Raw genomic sequence first — 14,887 nt, forward strand, 5'->3', positions numbered from 1 at the left:
GGCTTCATCCTGCTGATGGCGCAGGTTGCTTTCGCGCTCGCTTTCGAGAGCCAGCTGCTGGGCAGCCTCGCGATCGGACATCGCGTGACGTTCCCTGATCTTTTCCTGCAGCGACTGCGTCGCCTTCGCCATCATGCCGACTTCGTTGTTCATGCCGGTATGCGGGATCTTCAGCGACACATCTTCCTCGGCAACCGCCTGCAGAGCGTTGTGCACGTCCTTCAGAGGGTTCGAAATACCGCGGATGACCAGATAGGCGGCGACAATGGCAAAGAAGAACAGGACGATGCTGCCAGACAGCGCGGACAGAATCTTGTCGTTCACCTGAGCATCGAGATCGTCCATGTAGACGCCGGTGACGACGACGACCTTCCAGGGATCGAAGGCCAGTGCATAGGCCGTCTTGCGATAATCGCCAACGGGCTGGCCCGGTTTGGCTGTGGAATAATATTCGACGAGACCACCGCCCTGCTGCCCGACCTTGACCAGCTCTTCGCGATAGAGCTTGCCCTTGCTGTCCGGTTGCCCCTTGTTGGTCTGGCCGATTTTCGAGGCGTCATAGTGGAACATCATCTGGATGTCGTAGCTATAGCCGAAGAAATAACCATCAGGGTCGTATTTCATGGCGTTGAGCGTGGTGTAGGCCTGCTTCTGGGCGTCTTCCAGCTTCATTTCGCCTGAAGTCACCTTTGCCTGATAGAGCTTGAGAACGGAGACCGCAGACTGGACCTCCGAACGCAGCATGTCATAGCGTTCCTTGTAGATCGCATTGACCGAGGAGCGGACCTGGAGGGTGGTTGCAATCGCAAACGCTACCATCAGGCCGATGACCAGCAAGATAAGCTGCTTCGATATTTTCAAATTTTTCATGATGCCTCGCAACGGGAATGAGTGGCTGCATTCCGGTGCGGTTTTCTACCGCCTGTGCGAGCGCGCCGGATAAAGGCGACGCATCTACCGCTGCTAAAGGAACATGCTGCGACCGGTTAGTTACGATTGGCATTCATCCTATAATAAAGCTTTAATTTTATTAGATTTTGGACAAAATTTCCCTACAAATCCGGGGGTGCGCCAAAAGCAAAACCGCCGGATCTTCATCCGGCGGCCGCTAATATTTTGGTGATGAAAAGGCTTGATGTCTCGCCCGTCTTTAWGCGGCGCGGCGACCCTGATGYATGGCAGGAGCTGCGGCAGCATTGCCGACGCGGAAGCCACGGATGAGACCGAGTAGTTCATCGGTGTCGGCAGCCAGCGTTTCGGCCGATGCCGTGGTCTCTTCGGCCATGGCGGCGTTCTGCTGGGTGGCGGCRTCGAGCTGGTTCATCGAGGACGAGATCGAACGCAGCGTCGTATCCTGTTCGGAGGCGCTGTGGGCGATCTTGGCGACGATCTCRTTGGCAGCCTTGATCTGGTCGGAGATGCGCTTCAGCGCTTCGCCTGCCTCGCCGACGAGGCGGACACCATGGTCGACCTGGCTGGAGGAGCGGGCGATCTGATCCTTGATCTCCTTGGCGGCAGCAGCCGAGCGCTGGGCCAGTTCACGCACTTCCTGGGCGACGACGGCAAAACCCTTGCCGCTTTCGCCGGCACGGGCTGCCTCGACACCGGCGTTGAGCGCCAGCAGGTTCGTCTGGAAGGCGATCTCGTCGATGACGCCGATGATCTTGGTGATTTCCGACGAGGACTTTTCGATGCCGCTCATGGCTTCGATCGCCTGGGTGACGATCGCATCGCTGTGGGTTGCTTCGGTCGAGACCGAGTGAACCCGCTTGCTGGCTTCATGGGCACCATCGGCCGTCTGGCGGACGGCAACGGTCAGCTCGTCGAGAGCAGCCGAGGTTTCTTCCAGGCTTGCGGCCTGACGCTCGGTGCGCTGCGAAAGCTCGTTGGAGGCGCGGCGGATCTCTTCCTTGGCAACACCGATATCACCGCCCTTGGCGCTGACCTGGGCCATCGCGGCCTCGAGATGCGAGAGTGCATCGTTGAAGTTGTCGCGCAGGGCCGCGTATTTCTGGCCGATGTCGGCGCAACGCACCGTCAGGTCGCCGTGGGCGATCTGCTCCAGCGCCTGGCCGATGGTGCTGACGACACGGGCCTGCAGCGAGGCTTCATCCTGCTGATGGCGCAGGTTGCTTTCGCGCTCGCTTTCGAGAGCCAGCTGCTGGGCAGCCTCGCGATCGGACATCGCGTGACGTTCCCTGATCTTTTCCTGCAGCGACTGCGTCGCCTTCGCCATCATGCCGACTTCGTTGTTCATGCCGGTATGCGGGATCTTCAGCGACACATCTTCCTCGGCAACCGCCTGCAGAGCGTTGTGCACGTCCTTCAGAGGGCTGGAGATGCCACGGATGAAATAGGCCGCAACGGCGATGCCGCCGACAAAGACGATCAGCGAGGCGGTTAGCGCCTTCCAGATCGTCGCATTGACCTTCTGCTGGAGGTCATCGAGATAGACGCCGGTACCGACGACGATCTTCCAGGGTTCGAAGGCCTTGGAATAGGCGCCCTTGAGGAAGACCTGGTCTTCCGGCTGGCCGGGCTTGCCCCAGTAGTAGAAGGTGCGGCCGCCGCCGGCCTTGCCGTGGTCGACCAGCGCCTGGCTGAATTTCGTGCCCGCCTTGTCGACCTGACCGCTCATGTCCTTACCGATATTGGTCGGATTCGGATGGAAGAGCTGGACGACGTTGTAGTCCATGCCGAAGAGATATCCTGATGGCTGGAAGGTCACGCGCTTCAGGATGTCGAAGGCTTCGGCCTGGGCAGCCTCATGCGTCATCTGGCCGGCCTTCTCGCGTTCGTAGAAGGTGTTGAGGACGGAGATGCCTGATTCGACCTGCGTGCGCAGCATGTCGAAACGCTCATCATAGATCGCCTGCTCGGATGTACGGATTTCAAAATAGGTTGCGACTGCAAATGCAGCCATCAAAACACCGACCAGCGCAAAAAGCTGATGAGCAATCTTGAGTTTCTTCATGATTGGCCTCACAGAAAAGGTGAAATGCAGTATCCCGGATCGGTCAACTCCCGACCTGCGCGCGAGAAATCGCGCGCTCAGCTAGCGCAATCATGCGTCCTCCGGCCCTCGTAAGTAAAATTAATGTGAATGATTAAATTATCTTTTAACAAAGGCAGGACTTCTACTCGGGCGGACTAGTAAAATTGATGGGTGTCTTCTTGCAGACTTGTATAGGTTGCGGCCCACTCATGAATACAATCAGGTAAATTAGAATATACTTATCTTGAATAGACAAAACGCACCCTGCTTCTCTTCAGAGTGCGTTCGCGACGATCGAAACTTTGATCCGAGTGGCAAAGAGATCCGATTAGAAACGGAGCTCAAACGCGGAAGCGTCGAGAGGCGTGGTTCCACTCATGCCTGCCGCTACCGGCTTCGCCTCACCGCCGATCACGGCAGCCGTCGCCTCATTGTCGATACCCTCGCTGGGCACCGGTGGAGCCAGCGCAAGCATCTGCTCAGGCGTTGCCTTGCTCACAAAGAGGACGGGGGAACCACCCATCCAGTTTTCGGTGCGATAGATCTTTTTTTCTCCATCAACATCACGGACCTCGGCGTGCTGGAAAGCGCCGGGACGCAGTTCCGGCACGGAGTAATCCTTCTTGGAGGCTTCCGTCTGAAGCGGCGGGCAATGGTCGCAGGTCTCGGTAATGATGCTGCCGGCTTCCCTCGGCTTGCTCGGCCCGACCACTTCGATCGAGGCGGCCATGGCGGACCCAGCCGCCAGCAGAAATACTGCACTGAGGAAAATCTGACGCATCAACACTACTCCGTCTCACATTAAGAGCCAGATTAGCGCAGTTTTGTTTCCATCCCGTCAGAAGAAAGGGTAAAAATTTAGCGAAACGGGCCGTTGTCCGCCCGGTACTTATGTCTTTTCGCGTTCGACCGCGCGCCAGCCGATATCGCGGCGGCAGAAGCCGTTTTCCCATTTCACCCCGTCGAGCAGGGCATAGGTGCGGTCCTTTGCCTCACCGACCGTGCGGCCCGTCGCTGTCACGTTCAGGACGCGGCCGCCGGTGGCCACCAGAGCACCATCCTTCAGCGATGTGCCGGCATGAAACACCTTCTCGCCATCGCCGGCTGCCGGCAGTGCGAGGATCGGGGTATTCTTCTCATAGGAGCCGGGATAGCCTTTCGAGGCCATGACGACGGTCAGCGCAGGGTCGTCGGTCCATTCGGCCTCGACCTGGTCCAGCGTACCATGAGCGCAGGCAAGCAGCAGCGGCAGGAGATCGCTCTTAAGCCGCATCATCAGCACCTGGCATTCCGGATCACCGAAGCGGACATTGTATTCGATGAGTTCCGGCCCCTTGGCGGTCATCATCAGGCCTGCGAAGAAGACACCACTGAAGGGATGGCCACTTTCTGCCATGCCGTGAATGGTCGGCTCGATGATCTCCTTCATCGTACGCTCGATCATCGCGGCCGTCATGACGGGTGCGGGTGAATAGGCACCCATGCCGCCGGTATTGGGACCGATATCGCCCTCGCCGACGCGCTTGTGGTCCTGCGCCGTCGCGAGAGGAAGGGCGGTCTTTCCATCGCAGAGGCAGAAGAAGCTTGCTTCCTCGCCATCGAGATAGGCTTCGACGACGACTTCGGCCCCGGCCTCGCCGAAAGCACCTTCGAAACAATCGTCCACCGCGGCCAGTGCCTCGTCCAGTGTCATGGCAACCGTGACACCCTTGCCGGCGGCAAGACCATCGGCCTTCACGACGATCGGCGCGCCCTGCTCACGGATATAGGCTTTGGCCTTCGGAGCGTTGTTGAAACGCTGATAGGCGCCGGTCGGGATGTTGTAGCGTGCGCAGATATCCTTGGTGAAACCCTTGGAACCCTCGAGTTGGGCCGCCGCCGCAGACGGGCCGAAGACCGCAAAGCCTGCGGCACGCAGCGCATCGGCGATGCCGGCAACCAATGGGGCTTCCGGTCCGACGACGATGAAATCGATCGCCTTTTGCCGGCAGAAGGCGACGACCGCATCGTGGTCGTCGACATCAAGCACGGCCAGTGTCGCATGTTCTGCGATGCCGGGATTGCCAGGCGCGGCATAGAATTCCGTCATCAGCGGCGATTGCGCCAGCTTCCAGGCGAGTGCGTGTTCGCGTCCGCCCGATCCGATCAACAGAACCTTCATGCCTGATCCCTTTCCTGCTGGTCTGGCCTGTGGGCCTGGCCTTTTGTGTCTGGCGGTTAAGCGGGAAGGCCCGAAAGGTCAAGCGCGAAAGCTCACCAGCCCCCGCCTCCGCCGCCTCCGCCACCTCCGCCGGACGAGCCGCCGCCGGAGAAACCCGAGGACGAACTGGAGGGCGGCGGTGAAGGAATAGTGGACGCGATCGTCGAGGCCATCGACGACGAGAAGCCGCCGATACGATCGGAAAAGCTGCCGCTGTTGAAATTGCCGGAATACCAAGCGGGGCTATAGGCAGCCGCGGCGGCTCCGGCTGCAGCAGCCGCCAGCCAAGTTTCGAACGTGCGCGACCATGGCTTTTCGACACCGAGCGCCACGGCATAGGGCAACAGGGTCTCGAAATGTTGCGGCGACATTTGCGGCGCGCCGGCCATGTTCATCCGGTCCTTTTCGGCGAGCGTCAGATATTGCCGCAGGCCATCAACGCCGGCGGTCATCTTGGCACCGAGCGGCGTCGGTGCCCCCATGATGAAGAAATAGAGGATGTTGAAGAGCACGATGCCGCCGACCGCAAAGAGCATGGGCGTTTCGTGGAATTCCATCAGCGAAGAGCCGAGCGCCAGCACGACGGCAGAGAGAATGCTCAAGCCCACAAAAACGGCGATGGCGATGGCGATGACTGCGAAAATCTTGCCGACGAGCGAACGGCCACGATGCAGCGCCTTCGCAAAACCTGCCACAAAGACAGACAGGAAGACGGAAATGCCGATGGGGATGATCATCAGCGCGATCGTATCCGGCTCCAGCGAGCCGAAGACAAAGAGCGCCACCAGGGCCGCAGCGCTTAAAATCACGCCGCCGGTGATATAACCGGCATTGGAATTGTAATATTTGCCGCGGTGTTCCCGTTCGATCGACGAGCGGAAGCTCTGGCCGACCGATTTGACCTTTTCGCCGTTGGCCTTGTCGATGGTGAGCGTATCACCGGCTCTGCCGACCGCCTTCAGGAGCTCGGCCTCGCCGGCCTGGAGCTTCTCCTTGCCGAGCGGCTTGTCGGTGCGACGGATGACGATCGAGTCCTTGAGATCTTCCAGCGTGACATAGCCGCGCACGGCAAGATCGAGCGCGGTTGCCGAAAGCGCCGTCCAGCCCTGGCCGGAAAAGCCTCTATTGTCGATGTAATTGACAAGCGCAGGCGAGATGCCAGCAGGCGGATCCCAGCGCGGCACAACGATCTCTTGCGCCGGATCACGGCCAACCTTCAGCCAGGAGCGCGTGTAATAGAGGAAGACGAGGATGAGGCCGCCGAAGCCGATGAAATAGTCACGGTTATCGCTGAACCACCAACTGCTCTCCTGATCGGCGCTCGGCGGATCGATCGCACCCTTCGGCAGTTTCGCGGCAAAGGTCAGCCCCTCCTCCGCGCCGAGGGGCGCGGTGGTCGCGACGATCAGTCGGCCGTCGTCTACGTTCGCTCGAGCATCCTTGCCGGTGGCACCGACGGGGCCAGTGAAGACGGCGACATCTTCGGGCACAACGCCCCGCGGAAAGGTGACCGTCGCTACCGCCGAGCGGATCGGAAATATCCAGCCGTTGCCGGTAACGTTCCAATAGAGCTCGTCATGATCGTCGAAGTAACGGATCTGACGGTTCGTTTTGTAGGTGAAGACATATTGATGACGGCCGGGAGAGATCGTCACGTCTTCGGAGCCCGCATAGATGCGGATGCCGCCAGTGACGGATTCCGTATGCCAGGGCTCGTCCCTGCCGTCGCGCTTGACCGAGACGACGCTGAAATCGACGCTGCGGCGTCGGCCGCGCGCATCCCTGAAGGTCAGCGGAAAATCGCGGAAGATGCCCCGCCGGATGCGGTCGCCTTCGGCATTGACAGTGATCGTTTCCGCCACCGTCATCGCTCCGCTCTTTTCCAGCTGGATGGCGGAATCGAAGGAGGCGATGAATTCCTCAGCCATTGCTGCTCGTGCAGACAGCACCAGCAGCAATGCGAAGCAAATGCCGAAAAACCGCCGGATCATATCCCCTCCCCCGGTTGCGGTTCAGCCTAATGCGTGTCGCAATCCTTAGGCTTCGTCCTGATAGGCAACCCCCAGCCCCGCAAGCGTCCGCCAGTAAGCCGGGAAAGTCTTGCCGACACAATCAGGGTCGAGAATAGTGATGCCGTTGATCTTCAGGCCGGCAAGCGCAAAGCTCATGGCGACGCGGTGATCGACAAAGGTATCGATATCGGCCGGCAGCGTCTGGCCGGCGAGATCAGGATCGGAATGGACGATCAGATCGTCGCCTTCCTCGACCGCCAGGCCTTCGCGAATGTTGTTGAGCCCCGTGGACAGAGCGCGGATGCGATCGCATTCCTTCACCCGCAGGTTGGCGATGCCGACGAAGCGGACCGGCGTCTCGTTGAAAGCGGCGAGAACGGCGATCGTCGGGATGGCATCCTGCATCTGCGAGCCGTCGATTTCAGCCGGCAGGTGCGGGAACTTGGCGATCGTTTCATAGGCCTTGGCGTCCGGCTGGGTGAAGGCATCGTTCGCCACGCCAAGATCGATCTTACCGCCGCTCAGCACTTCAGCGGCCCAGAGGTATGTCGCCGCCGACGCATCCGGCTCGATGACGAAATCGGCTGCGGTATAACCGGTCGGCTCGACGCGCCAGGTCGCGGCGTCGAGCTGCTCCACCTTGGCGCCGAAGGCCTCCATGGCGGCGAGTGTGAGATCGACATAACCGCGGGCACCGATATCGGTACCGGCAAGCGCAATCGTCACAGGCGCGTTGGCGCCCTGCTTGGCGAGCGGTGCTGCCATCAGAAGGGCCGACACATATTGGCTAGACAGACCGGCATCGATTTCGACACGGCCGGACGCGAAATGTCCGTTGCCGCGCACCGTCACCGGCGGGCAGCCGGTTGGCGCCTCGGCGTTCAATCCCAGCGACTTCAGGGCTGCAACGAGCGGGCCGATCGGCCGCTTGCGCATATGCTCATCGCCGTCCACCACGACCGTGCCCTCCACGGAAGCAACCGCAGCCGTCAGGAAGCGCGTCGCCGTGCCGGCATTGCCGAGGAAGAGCGGAGCTTTCGGCTGATGAAGCTTGCCGCTGCCGGTCACCACAAAGGTCGTCTCGTCGGGCTCGTCGATCTGCACGCCCATGGCCCGCAGCGCCTCGGCCATATATTTCGTGTCGTCGCTCTTCAGCGCGCCGGTCAGCCGGCTCGTGCCCTTGGCAAGACCGGCCAGCAGCAAGGCACGGTTGGTGATCGACTTGGAGCCCGGCGGCACGGCACGACCGGCCAGCGGCTTGCCCGGCGGGATGATGGTGAGCTTGGCTTTACTCATTGCGCTTGTCTCTTCTGTCCATTGCAGCGGCCGCGAGCGGCCTTGTCGGACTGCTCATAGCAGTTTTTGTGCAAAGACAAAGGTCAGAACTTGACGGTCGGCACAGTGCGATCGGCCTCGTTGGCGATTTCGAAATATTCGCGCTTGGAGAATCCGAACTGGCCGGCAACGAGGTTCGAGGGGAAGCTCTCGACCTTGACGTTCAGATCGCGGGCAGCGCCATTGTAATAGCGCCGCGCCATCTGGATTTCGCTTTCCATCGTTTCCAGCGAAGCCTGAAGCTCGGAGAAATTCTGGTTGGCCTTGAGATCGGGATAGGCTTCGGCGAGCGCCATCACCCGGCCGAGCGCCTGCCCGAGCAGACCTTCCGCCTGCGCCCTGCCGGCCACATCGCCAGCAGGAACCGCCTGCGCCTTGTTGCGGAGCTCAACGACCTCTTCGAGCGTGGTCTTTTCATGGGCGGCATAGCCCTTGACGGTCTCGATCAGGTTCGGGATCAGATCGGCGCGCCGCTTCAGCTGCACATCGATGCCAGACCAGGCCTCCTCGGCCATCTGCCGGGAGCGTACGAGACCGTTGTAGATGAAGATGACGTAGAGTGCGACGATGACGACAACAGCGAGTATTATGTACATACGAATGCGCTCCCAGCTCCGATGACCGCACGTTAACGATTCGATGCTCCAAAGTCATGATGGCACAGGAATGCTTTTACCGATTTCGTAAGACTTGGAAGGCTGGGAGCCAATCTAGGATTTTTTCAGCCAATCAGGAGCGTAGGCATCCATGTTCTCGCTCGCCAGCCACTGATTGAAGCGCTCGGTCCAGCGTTGCTCTGCCCCAAATGCTATAGCGAATGGAAGGCAGCGCTCGTAGCTTTCTACCGACATTTTCGGCCCATCTATCTTCCCGAGAAAATAACGATTTAGCGCCAACAGATTGTTACGGAGCTGACGTTGTGTCGGTGTTGGCATGCGCTTCATCTTGAGAGCGACAACAAGTGCGGCAATATCAACGAGAATGGCCAGCACATATGGCCACTGTTCGCTGACAAGCTCGGCCGTGGTGATGTAGTACAGCGCAATAACCGCTAACACCGGTAGACCTACATATAAACCGAACGCGTCCTTAAAATTGTTGGGCCAATTGATCCGCTCCGGGCGCTGGATTCCCATCGCGACAAAAAGCGACATTAGCAATATTCCGCATACGGCCACAGAATAGAGCAATAGACCCGCAAAATACGCAACCCCAACGCTAAGAACCAGGACAGAAAGTGCAGTCACCAATTTACTGCGATCTATCCCGCTGCTTAAGCGCCCGTATTCCTCGACAACCTTCTTGTGCAACTCGCCGTTCGAATTGTTCCAAGCGCGCATAATTCTGCGCCGATCATCGATAGGATTTTCTTTCTCAATCTGCTCGAAGACCAGACGGCTGGCGGCCGGAAGACTATACCACCTGACACCAGTCACTTTGCCTTTTCGTGCTTTCTTGGCCGACAGTTCCGAAGCCTCGGCGTCTTCATTCAGGCCGGAAATGCGGAACTTTCCCTTGACAGCGAGATGGCAGACAGAAGCCAGAAACGCGGTCTTTGCCGCGTCCTCCTTCCAGTTCCAGAACAGATAGGCGGCCAGAGCAGGAGATGTGGTTCGTACGACTTTGGTATCGACGTCCGCCAAGTTCTCAGGCAACTGCCACTTGGATCGCAATCTCAATGCGACGAACAGGCCTGCAATCAACGGCCCCGCAATGCTTATGAAGGTCAAAAAATGGTCGGAGAGCCACCAGCGCGCTTGCATCCCGATCGTCGCCTGCCGAAAAGTTCCTTTCGGATATTCGATCTCAATATCAGGTAGCACCCGGTCGGGCTCACCTGCAGCAACGGATACTTCGATCTCGCTGGGTGCATTCTGCGTCATTTCATAAGCTGCAGGGTCAAGCTTCGAAGGGCGCAGCACCCCCCCGGGCGGAACCGTCAGAACAACAGTCTTCTCGGCGCTCCAGTCATGAACACGGCCCATATAAGCAGGCAGGACAAGAACCTCGCGATCGCCCTCTTCACGCACCAGACGGCCTAGCCTGTAGATGATCTTGATATAGCTGACGCCGACGGGAATGTTAGTAGGGCAGCGCTTACAATGCTCCCTGCCGATATAAATCGAGTAGCCCGGCACATTCTGTTCTACAAAATGGTGTTCCTCGCGCCCGTCGTGTCGGGTGGAAAACAGCTCGAAATCTCGCCGGTGAACGTTACCTGACGCATCCTTGAAACGTTGCGGTATATCAACGTAGACGCCACCGTAATTGGTCGACTTCTTGACCGCGATGGCAAAGTTTTCCGACACGACGGCACTGCCGTCATCGGACACTTCAACTGTCGTCTTTACGGATTTGACAAGGAACTCTGCGTCAAAGTTACCGCATGACGTCAGCAATGCAGAAAAAGTACATAAGATAATCCACGACGAGAGCAATCGGAGCGTTCCGCTCGGACAACTCACAAATGAAATCTTAAAATAAAGAAGCTTGCTCTTCAAAGGGCATCCCAAATCTATACTTCAATTTTACAGTGAAAAAGACAATATAGGAGCGGTCCATGCAACGTAAAAGAAGCGTGGCTCAAGAAGCAGAGAATTTTTCGGGGCTGCTTTTACGCCGCCTCTTTCGGGAGATTTAGGCCACCCGCATCCGTCAGCAAAAACGCTTCGCCGCAGGCTTTGGCGAGCGTGCGCACGCGCAGGATGTAGCTCTGGCGTTCGGTGACGGAGATCACGCCGCGGGCGTCGAGCAGGTTGAAGACGTGGCTAGCCTTGATGCACTGATCGTAGGCGGGGAAGACGCATTTGTGCAGGCGCTGGTTGGCGTTATTACCAGGTGCGCCGGCGGCGAGTAGCGCCTGGCATTCCTTCTCGGCATCGATGAAGTGGCGATGCAGCATTTCGGTATTGGCGAATTCGAAGTTGTGGCGGGAATACTCCTGCTCGGCCTGCAGGAAGACATCGCCGTAGCTGATCTTCTCGTCGCCTTCGCGGCCGTTGAAGTTCAGGTCGTAGACGTTATCGACGCCCTGCACATACATGGCGAGGCGCTCCAGGCCATAGGTCAGCTCGCCGGCAACAGGCGAGCATTCAATGCCGCAGATCTGCTGGAAATAGGTGAATTGCGAGACTTCCATGCCGTCGCACCAGCATTCCCAGCCGAGGCCCCAGGCGCCGAGCGTCGGGCTTTCCCAGTCATCCTCGACGAAGCGGATATCGTGCAGCAAAGGATCGAGGCCGATGGCAGCGAGCGAGCCGAGGTAAAGTTCCTGCAGGTTCGGCGGGTTCGGCTTCAGGATGACCTGATACTGGTAATAATGCTGCAGGCGGTTCGGGTTTTCGCCGTAACGGCCGTCGGAGGGGCGGCGGGACGGTTGCACATAGGCGGCCTTCCACGGCTTGGGCCCAAGCGCGCGCAGCGTGGTGGCCGGATGGAAGGTACCCGCACCCACTTCCATGTCATAGGGCTGCAGAACCGCACAACCCTTGTCCGCCCAGTAGTTATGCAGGGTCAGGATCAGCGCCTGGAAAGAGCGCTTCGGGTTCATATGGTCAGGAATGGCAGCAGACATGGAAGGGCACCGATTGCTTGGAATATGAGCGCGACAGGTGCCACGGAGGGCCGCAGGGGTCAAGACTTTTGCACCGCGTCCCGACAAACCTCACAAACGGCCAGCCGGTCAGCGATCTCGATCGCCGATCGGCAACGCTCAACACACACGCTTCGGCCTATTCGTCTTCCCGTTTCAGGCGATATTCACCCGTCGCCGGATCCTTCACCAGTGTACCGATGGCCCCCGTCTGGCGCTCCTTCTCGGCGCGGCGGGATTTTTCAGCAAGCCTCTGCGCATCAGAAACAAAGCGACGGTAGAGCCACCAGCCCGCGCAGACGAGGATCAATAACGTGATAAGCTGTGCCATGTCCCCTCGTATCTCCCGTCAAAGCCCGTAGCGGCTCCACAATGCCCTTTCCTCTGCCGCTTCGACAAGCCCCGATGCAAGACCGGACGCCGCACCTTCAAGCGAGACCGGCGAGACACCGGGAATGCGGCGGCCGAGCAGCCCGCGGGTAGCCGTGACGAGCTGCAGCTTCGTTTTCTGGCCGTAGCGTTTCTTCAGTTCCTGGCGCATGTCGCCGAGCCCGTCAATCAGGCCGAGCTCCAGGCCGCGCGTGCCGCTCCAGAAGAGACCGGAGAAAACAGCCGCATCGTCCGTCAGCTTGCCGGCACGGCGCTCGCGCACCATCGAGATGAAGACCTGATGGATCTCCAACTGCAGGCTCTTCAGATATTCGATGTCCTTTTCCTTCTCGGGCTGGAAGGGATCGAGGATCACCTTGTTTTCGCCTGCCGTATAGACGCGACGCTCGACACCGATCTTCTTCAGGAGTTCCGGAAAACCGAAACCACCCGAGACGACGCCGATCGAACCGACGATGGATGTCGGGTCGGCGATGATTTCATCGCCCGCCAGCGCGATCATGTAGCCGCCGGAGGCTGCCACATCCTCCACGAAGACCAGAACCTTCTTCTGCTTTTCCCGCGCAAGCTCGCGGATACGCGTGAAGATAAGGCGGGACTGGACGGGCGAGCCGCCCGGCGAATTGATAGAGATGGCAACAGCCGGTGTATCCTTCATGGAGAAGGCCTTTTCCAGCACCGGCGCAACATTGGCGAGATTGAGGGTCGGGCGGAACTGACCGCCGCCGCTGATGATCGCGCCCTGCAGCCTGACGACGGGGATGACGAGCCCATCCTTACGAAACCGCTTCGGCATCAGCTTTCTCAAAAATCCAGCCATTTCTCTTCCTCAACATGATCGGCGGCGCCAGCATGCATGTGCACATTACAAGGGCATTGCATGTATGCGCTGCAACGACAAACGCAATGGCTACGTTCCCAAAACATGGCCTTCCATTATCTTGTTGCGAATGACTTGCATTATCATTCTAATCAGGCATAGTGCCGGCATGGGTAATCAGGTGAAAGTGGCATGGACATCATAAATCCGAATGCAAAGGGCGGCTGGCGGACCGAGCGCGGCGAAGCTTCGCTCTCCGACGTCTACCGTACAGTTGGTACGGGACGGCACAGCTCCACGTGGCGGCGGGCGGCAGCCTTCCTCGGCCCCGGCTACATGGTGGCGGTCGGCTACATGGACCCTGGCAACTGGGCGACCTCGCTCGCCGGCGGATCGAAGTTCGGCTATGCGCTGCTGACCGTTGCACTGCTTTCGAACATCATGGCAATCGTGCTGCAATCGCTTTGCGCGCGTCTTGCGATCGGCTCCGGCCGCGACCTGGCGCAGGCCTGTCGCGATGCCTATCCGGGCTATGTTGCGGTGCCGCTCTGGGCCTTTGCGGAAATCGCCATCATTGCCACCGATATTGCCGAGGTGATCGGCACGGCGATTGGCCTCAATCTGCTTTTCGGCATTCCGCTCGAAATCGGCGTGCTGATCACCGCGCTCGACGTCTTCGTCATCCTTCTGTTGCAGAGGCTCGGCTTCCGCTGGATGGAGGCCTTCATCATCACGCTGCTCGGCGTGATCGCAATCTGCTTTTCGATCCAGATCTTCCTTGCCGACCCGCAATGGGGCGCCGTCATCAGGGGCTTCCTGCCCACGCCTGAGGTCGTCACCAATCCGGAAATGCTCTACCTGGCGCTCGGTATTCTCGGCGCGACCGTGATGCCGCACAATCTCTACCTTCATTCCGGCATCGTGCAGACGCGCTCCTACGGTCATACCGTGCCGGAGAAGAAGGAGGCGCTGACCTTTGCGACCCTCGACTCCACCGTGGCGCTCTGCTTCGCGCTCCTGATCAACGCCTCGATCCTGATCCTTGCCGCAGCCGCCTTCAATGCCAACGGCAAGACGGATGTAGTGGAACTTGGTGAGGCGCATTCGCTGCTGTCGCCGCTGCTCGGCCTTGCCATTGCCCCCACGCTCTTCGGCATTGCGCTGCTTTGCTGCGGCTTGAATTCCACGGTCACCGCCACGCTTGCCGGGCAGATCGTCATGGAAGGCTTCCTGAAAATCAAGCTGAAGCCCTGGGTACGCCGCCTGATCACCCGCGCCATCGCCATCGTTCCCGCGGCTTTCGTGACGATCTGGTACGGCGATCAGGGCACGGCGGAACTGCTGATCCTGACCCAGGTGGTGCTCAGCCTGCAGCTTTCCTTCGCTGTCTTCCCGCTCGTGATGTTCACGGCCAGCAAGGCGAAGATGGGCGAACTGGTGGCGCCGAAGTGGCTGAGCGCCATCGCCTATGTGGTTGCTATCGTGATCGCCGGACTGAACGTCAAGTTGCTCCTCGACTTCATAACTGGCGGCTAGTTTCCCG

12 protein-coding genes are annotated in these 14,887 nt (G+C 59.3%); 1 reads left to right on the forward strand and 11 read right to left on the reverse strand.

What is annotated here, in order from left to right; all coding sequences use genetic code 11:
• The 11 genes from AC1DTN_RS25255 to AC1DTN_RS25305 all read right to left on the reverse strand — a co-directional run.
• A partial coding sequence (locus tag AC1DTN_RS25255; protein ID WP_477923079.1) for a cache domain-containing protein occupies window positions 1-870 on the reverse strand: 870 nt, incomplete at its 3' end.
• 280 nt (window positions 871-1,150) lie between these two features.
• Complete coding sequence (locus tag AC1DTN_RS25260; RefSeq protein WP_477923081.1) at window positions 1,151-2,974, reverse strand: methyl-accepting chemotaxis protein; 1,824 nt, start codon at window positions 2,972-2,974, stop codon at window positions 1,151-1,153.
• A 349-nt stretch (window positions 2,975-3,323) separates the two neighbouring features.
• Window positions 3,324-3,776: a plant virulence effector HPE1-like domain-containing protein gene (locus AC1DTN_RS25265; protein WP_477923083.1), complete on the reverse strand. Its 453-nt coding sequence runs from the start codon at window positions 3,774-3,776 to the stop codon at window positions 3,324-3,326.
• A gap of 108 nt (window positions 3,777-3,884) precedes the next feature.
• Window positions 3,885-5,156 carry a phosphoribosylamine--glycine ligase gene (purD, locus tag AC1DTN_RS25270; RefSeq protein ID WP_477923085.1) on the reverse strand — a complete coding sequence of 424 codons (1,272 nt, stop codon included), beginning with the start codon at window positions 5,154-5,156 and terminating at the stop codon, window positions 3,885-3,887.
• Between the two features lie 92 nt (window positions 5,157-5,248).
• A complete protein-coding gene (locus AC1DTN_RS25275; protein WP_477923087.1) occupies window positions 5,249-7,186 on the reverse strand; it encodes a DUF2207 domain-containing protein in 1,938 nt (645 codons plus the stop codon).
• Window positions 7,187-7,231: 45 nt separating this feature from the next.
• On the reverse strand, window positions 7,232-8,503 hold the full coding sequence (gene aroA, locus AC1DTN_RS25280; RefSeq protein ID WP_477923089.1) for a 3-phosphoshikimate 1-carboxyvinyltransferase: 1,272 nt from the start codon (window positions 8,501-8,503) through the stop codon (window positions 7,232-7,234).
• 83 nt (window positions 8,504-8,586) lie between these two features.
• Entirely contained in the window at window positions 8,587-9,138 is a 552-nt protein-coding gene (locus AC1DTN_RS25285) for a LemA family protein (protein ID WP_477923091.1), read from the reverse strand.
• Window positions 9,139-9,252: 114 nt separating this feature from the next.
• Window positions 9,253-11,043, reverse strand: coding sequence for a DUF2207 family protein (locus AC1DTN_RS25290; RefSeq protein WP_477923093.1), 1,791 nt, complete (start codon window positions 11,041-11,043; stop codon window positions 9,253-9,255).
• 113 nt (window positions 11,044-11,156) lie between these two features.
• The gene (locus tag AC1DTN_RS25295; RefSeq protein WP_477923094.1) at window positions 11,157-12,116 is read right to left on the reverse strand and encodes a glycine--tRNA ligase subunit alpha; all 960 of its coding nucleotides are present in this window, start codon (window positions 12,114-12,116) and stop codon (window positions 11,157-11,159) included.
• Window positions 12,117-12,273: 157 nt separating this feature from the next.
• Complete coding sequence (locus AC1DTN_RS25300; protein ID WP_113321850.1) at window positions 12,274-12,465, reverse strand: hypothetical protein; 192 nt, start codon at window positions 12,463-12,465, stop codon at window positions 12,274-12,276.
• A gap of 18 nt (window positions 12,466-12,483) precedes the next feature.
• On the reverse strand, window positions 12,484-13,344 hold the full coding sequence (locus AC1DTN_RS25305; protein ID WP_477923096.1) for a S49 family peptidase: 861 nt from the start codon (window positions 13,342-13,344) through the stop codon (window positions 12,484-12,486).
• Window positions 13,345-13,536: 192 nt separating this feature from the next.
• Here AC1DTN_RS25305 and AC1DTN_RS25310 point away from each other — a divergent pair, with 192 nt between their 5' ends.
• Window positions 13,537-14,880 carry an Nramp family divalent metal transporter gene (locus AC1DTN_RS25310; protein ID WP_477923098.1) on the forward strand — a complete coding sequence of 448 codons (1,344 nt, stop codon included), beginning with the start codon at window positions 13,537-13,539 and terminating at the stop codon, window positions 14,878-14,880.
• Window positions 14,881-14,887 lie beyond the last annotated feature (7 nt).

This window comes from Rhizobium sp. 01T444 (assembly GCF_056398305.1).

What these genes read in the sequence shown, in the direction of transcription:
- AC1DTN_RS25265 (WP_477923083.1), bottom strand. Translation starts at nt 3,776, where the DNA reads ATGCGTCAGATTTTCCTCAGTGCAGTATTTCTGCTGGCGGCTGGGTCC.
- purD (WP_477923085.1), bottom strand. Translation starts at nt 5,156, where the DNA reads ATGAAGGTTCTGTTGATCGGATCGGGCGGACGCGAACACGCACTCGCC.
- AC1DTN_RS25275 (WP_477923087.1), bottom strand. Translation starts at nt 7,186, where the DNA reads ATGATCCGGCGGTTTTTCGGCATTTGCTTCGCATTGCTGCTGGTGCTG.
- aroA (WP_477923089.1), bottom strand. Translation starts at nt 8,503, where the DNA reads ATGAGTAAAGCCAAGCTCACCATCATCCCGCCGGGCAAGCCGCTGGCC.
- AC1DTN_RS25285 (WP_477923091.1), bottom strand. Translation starts at nt 9,138, where the DNA reads ATGTACATAATACTCGCTGTTGTCGTCATCGTCGCACTCTACGTCATC.
- AC1DTN_RS25295 (WP_477923094.1), bottom strand. Translation starts at nt 12,116, where the DNA reads ATGTCTGCTGCCATTCCTGACCATATGAACCCGAAGCGCTCTTTCCAG.
- AC1DTN_RS25300 (WP_113321850.1), bottom strand. Translation starts at nt 12,465, where the DNA reads ATGGCACAGCTTATCACGTTATTGATCCTCGTCTGCGCGGGCTGGTGG.
- AC1DTN_RS25305 (WP_477923096.1), bottom strand. Translation starts at nt 13,344, where the DNA reads ATGGCTGGATTTTTGAGAAAGCTGATGCCGAAGCGGTTTCGTAAGGAT.
- AC1DTN_RS25310 (WP_477923098.1), top strand. Translation starts at nt 13,537, where the DNA reads ATGGACATCATAAATCCGAATGCAAAGGGCGGCTGGCGGACCGAGCGC.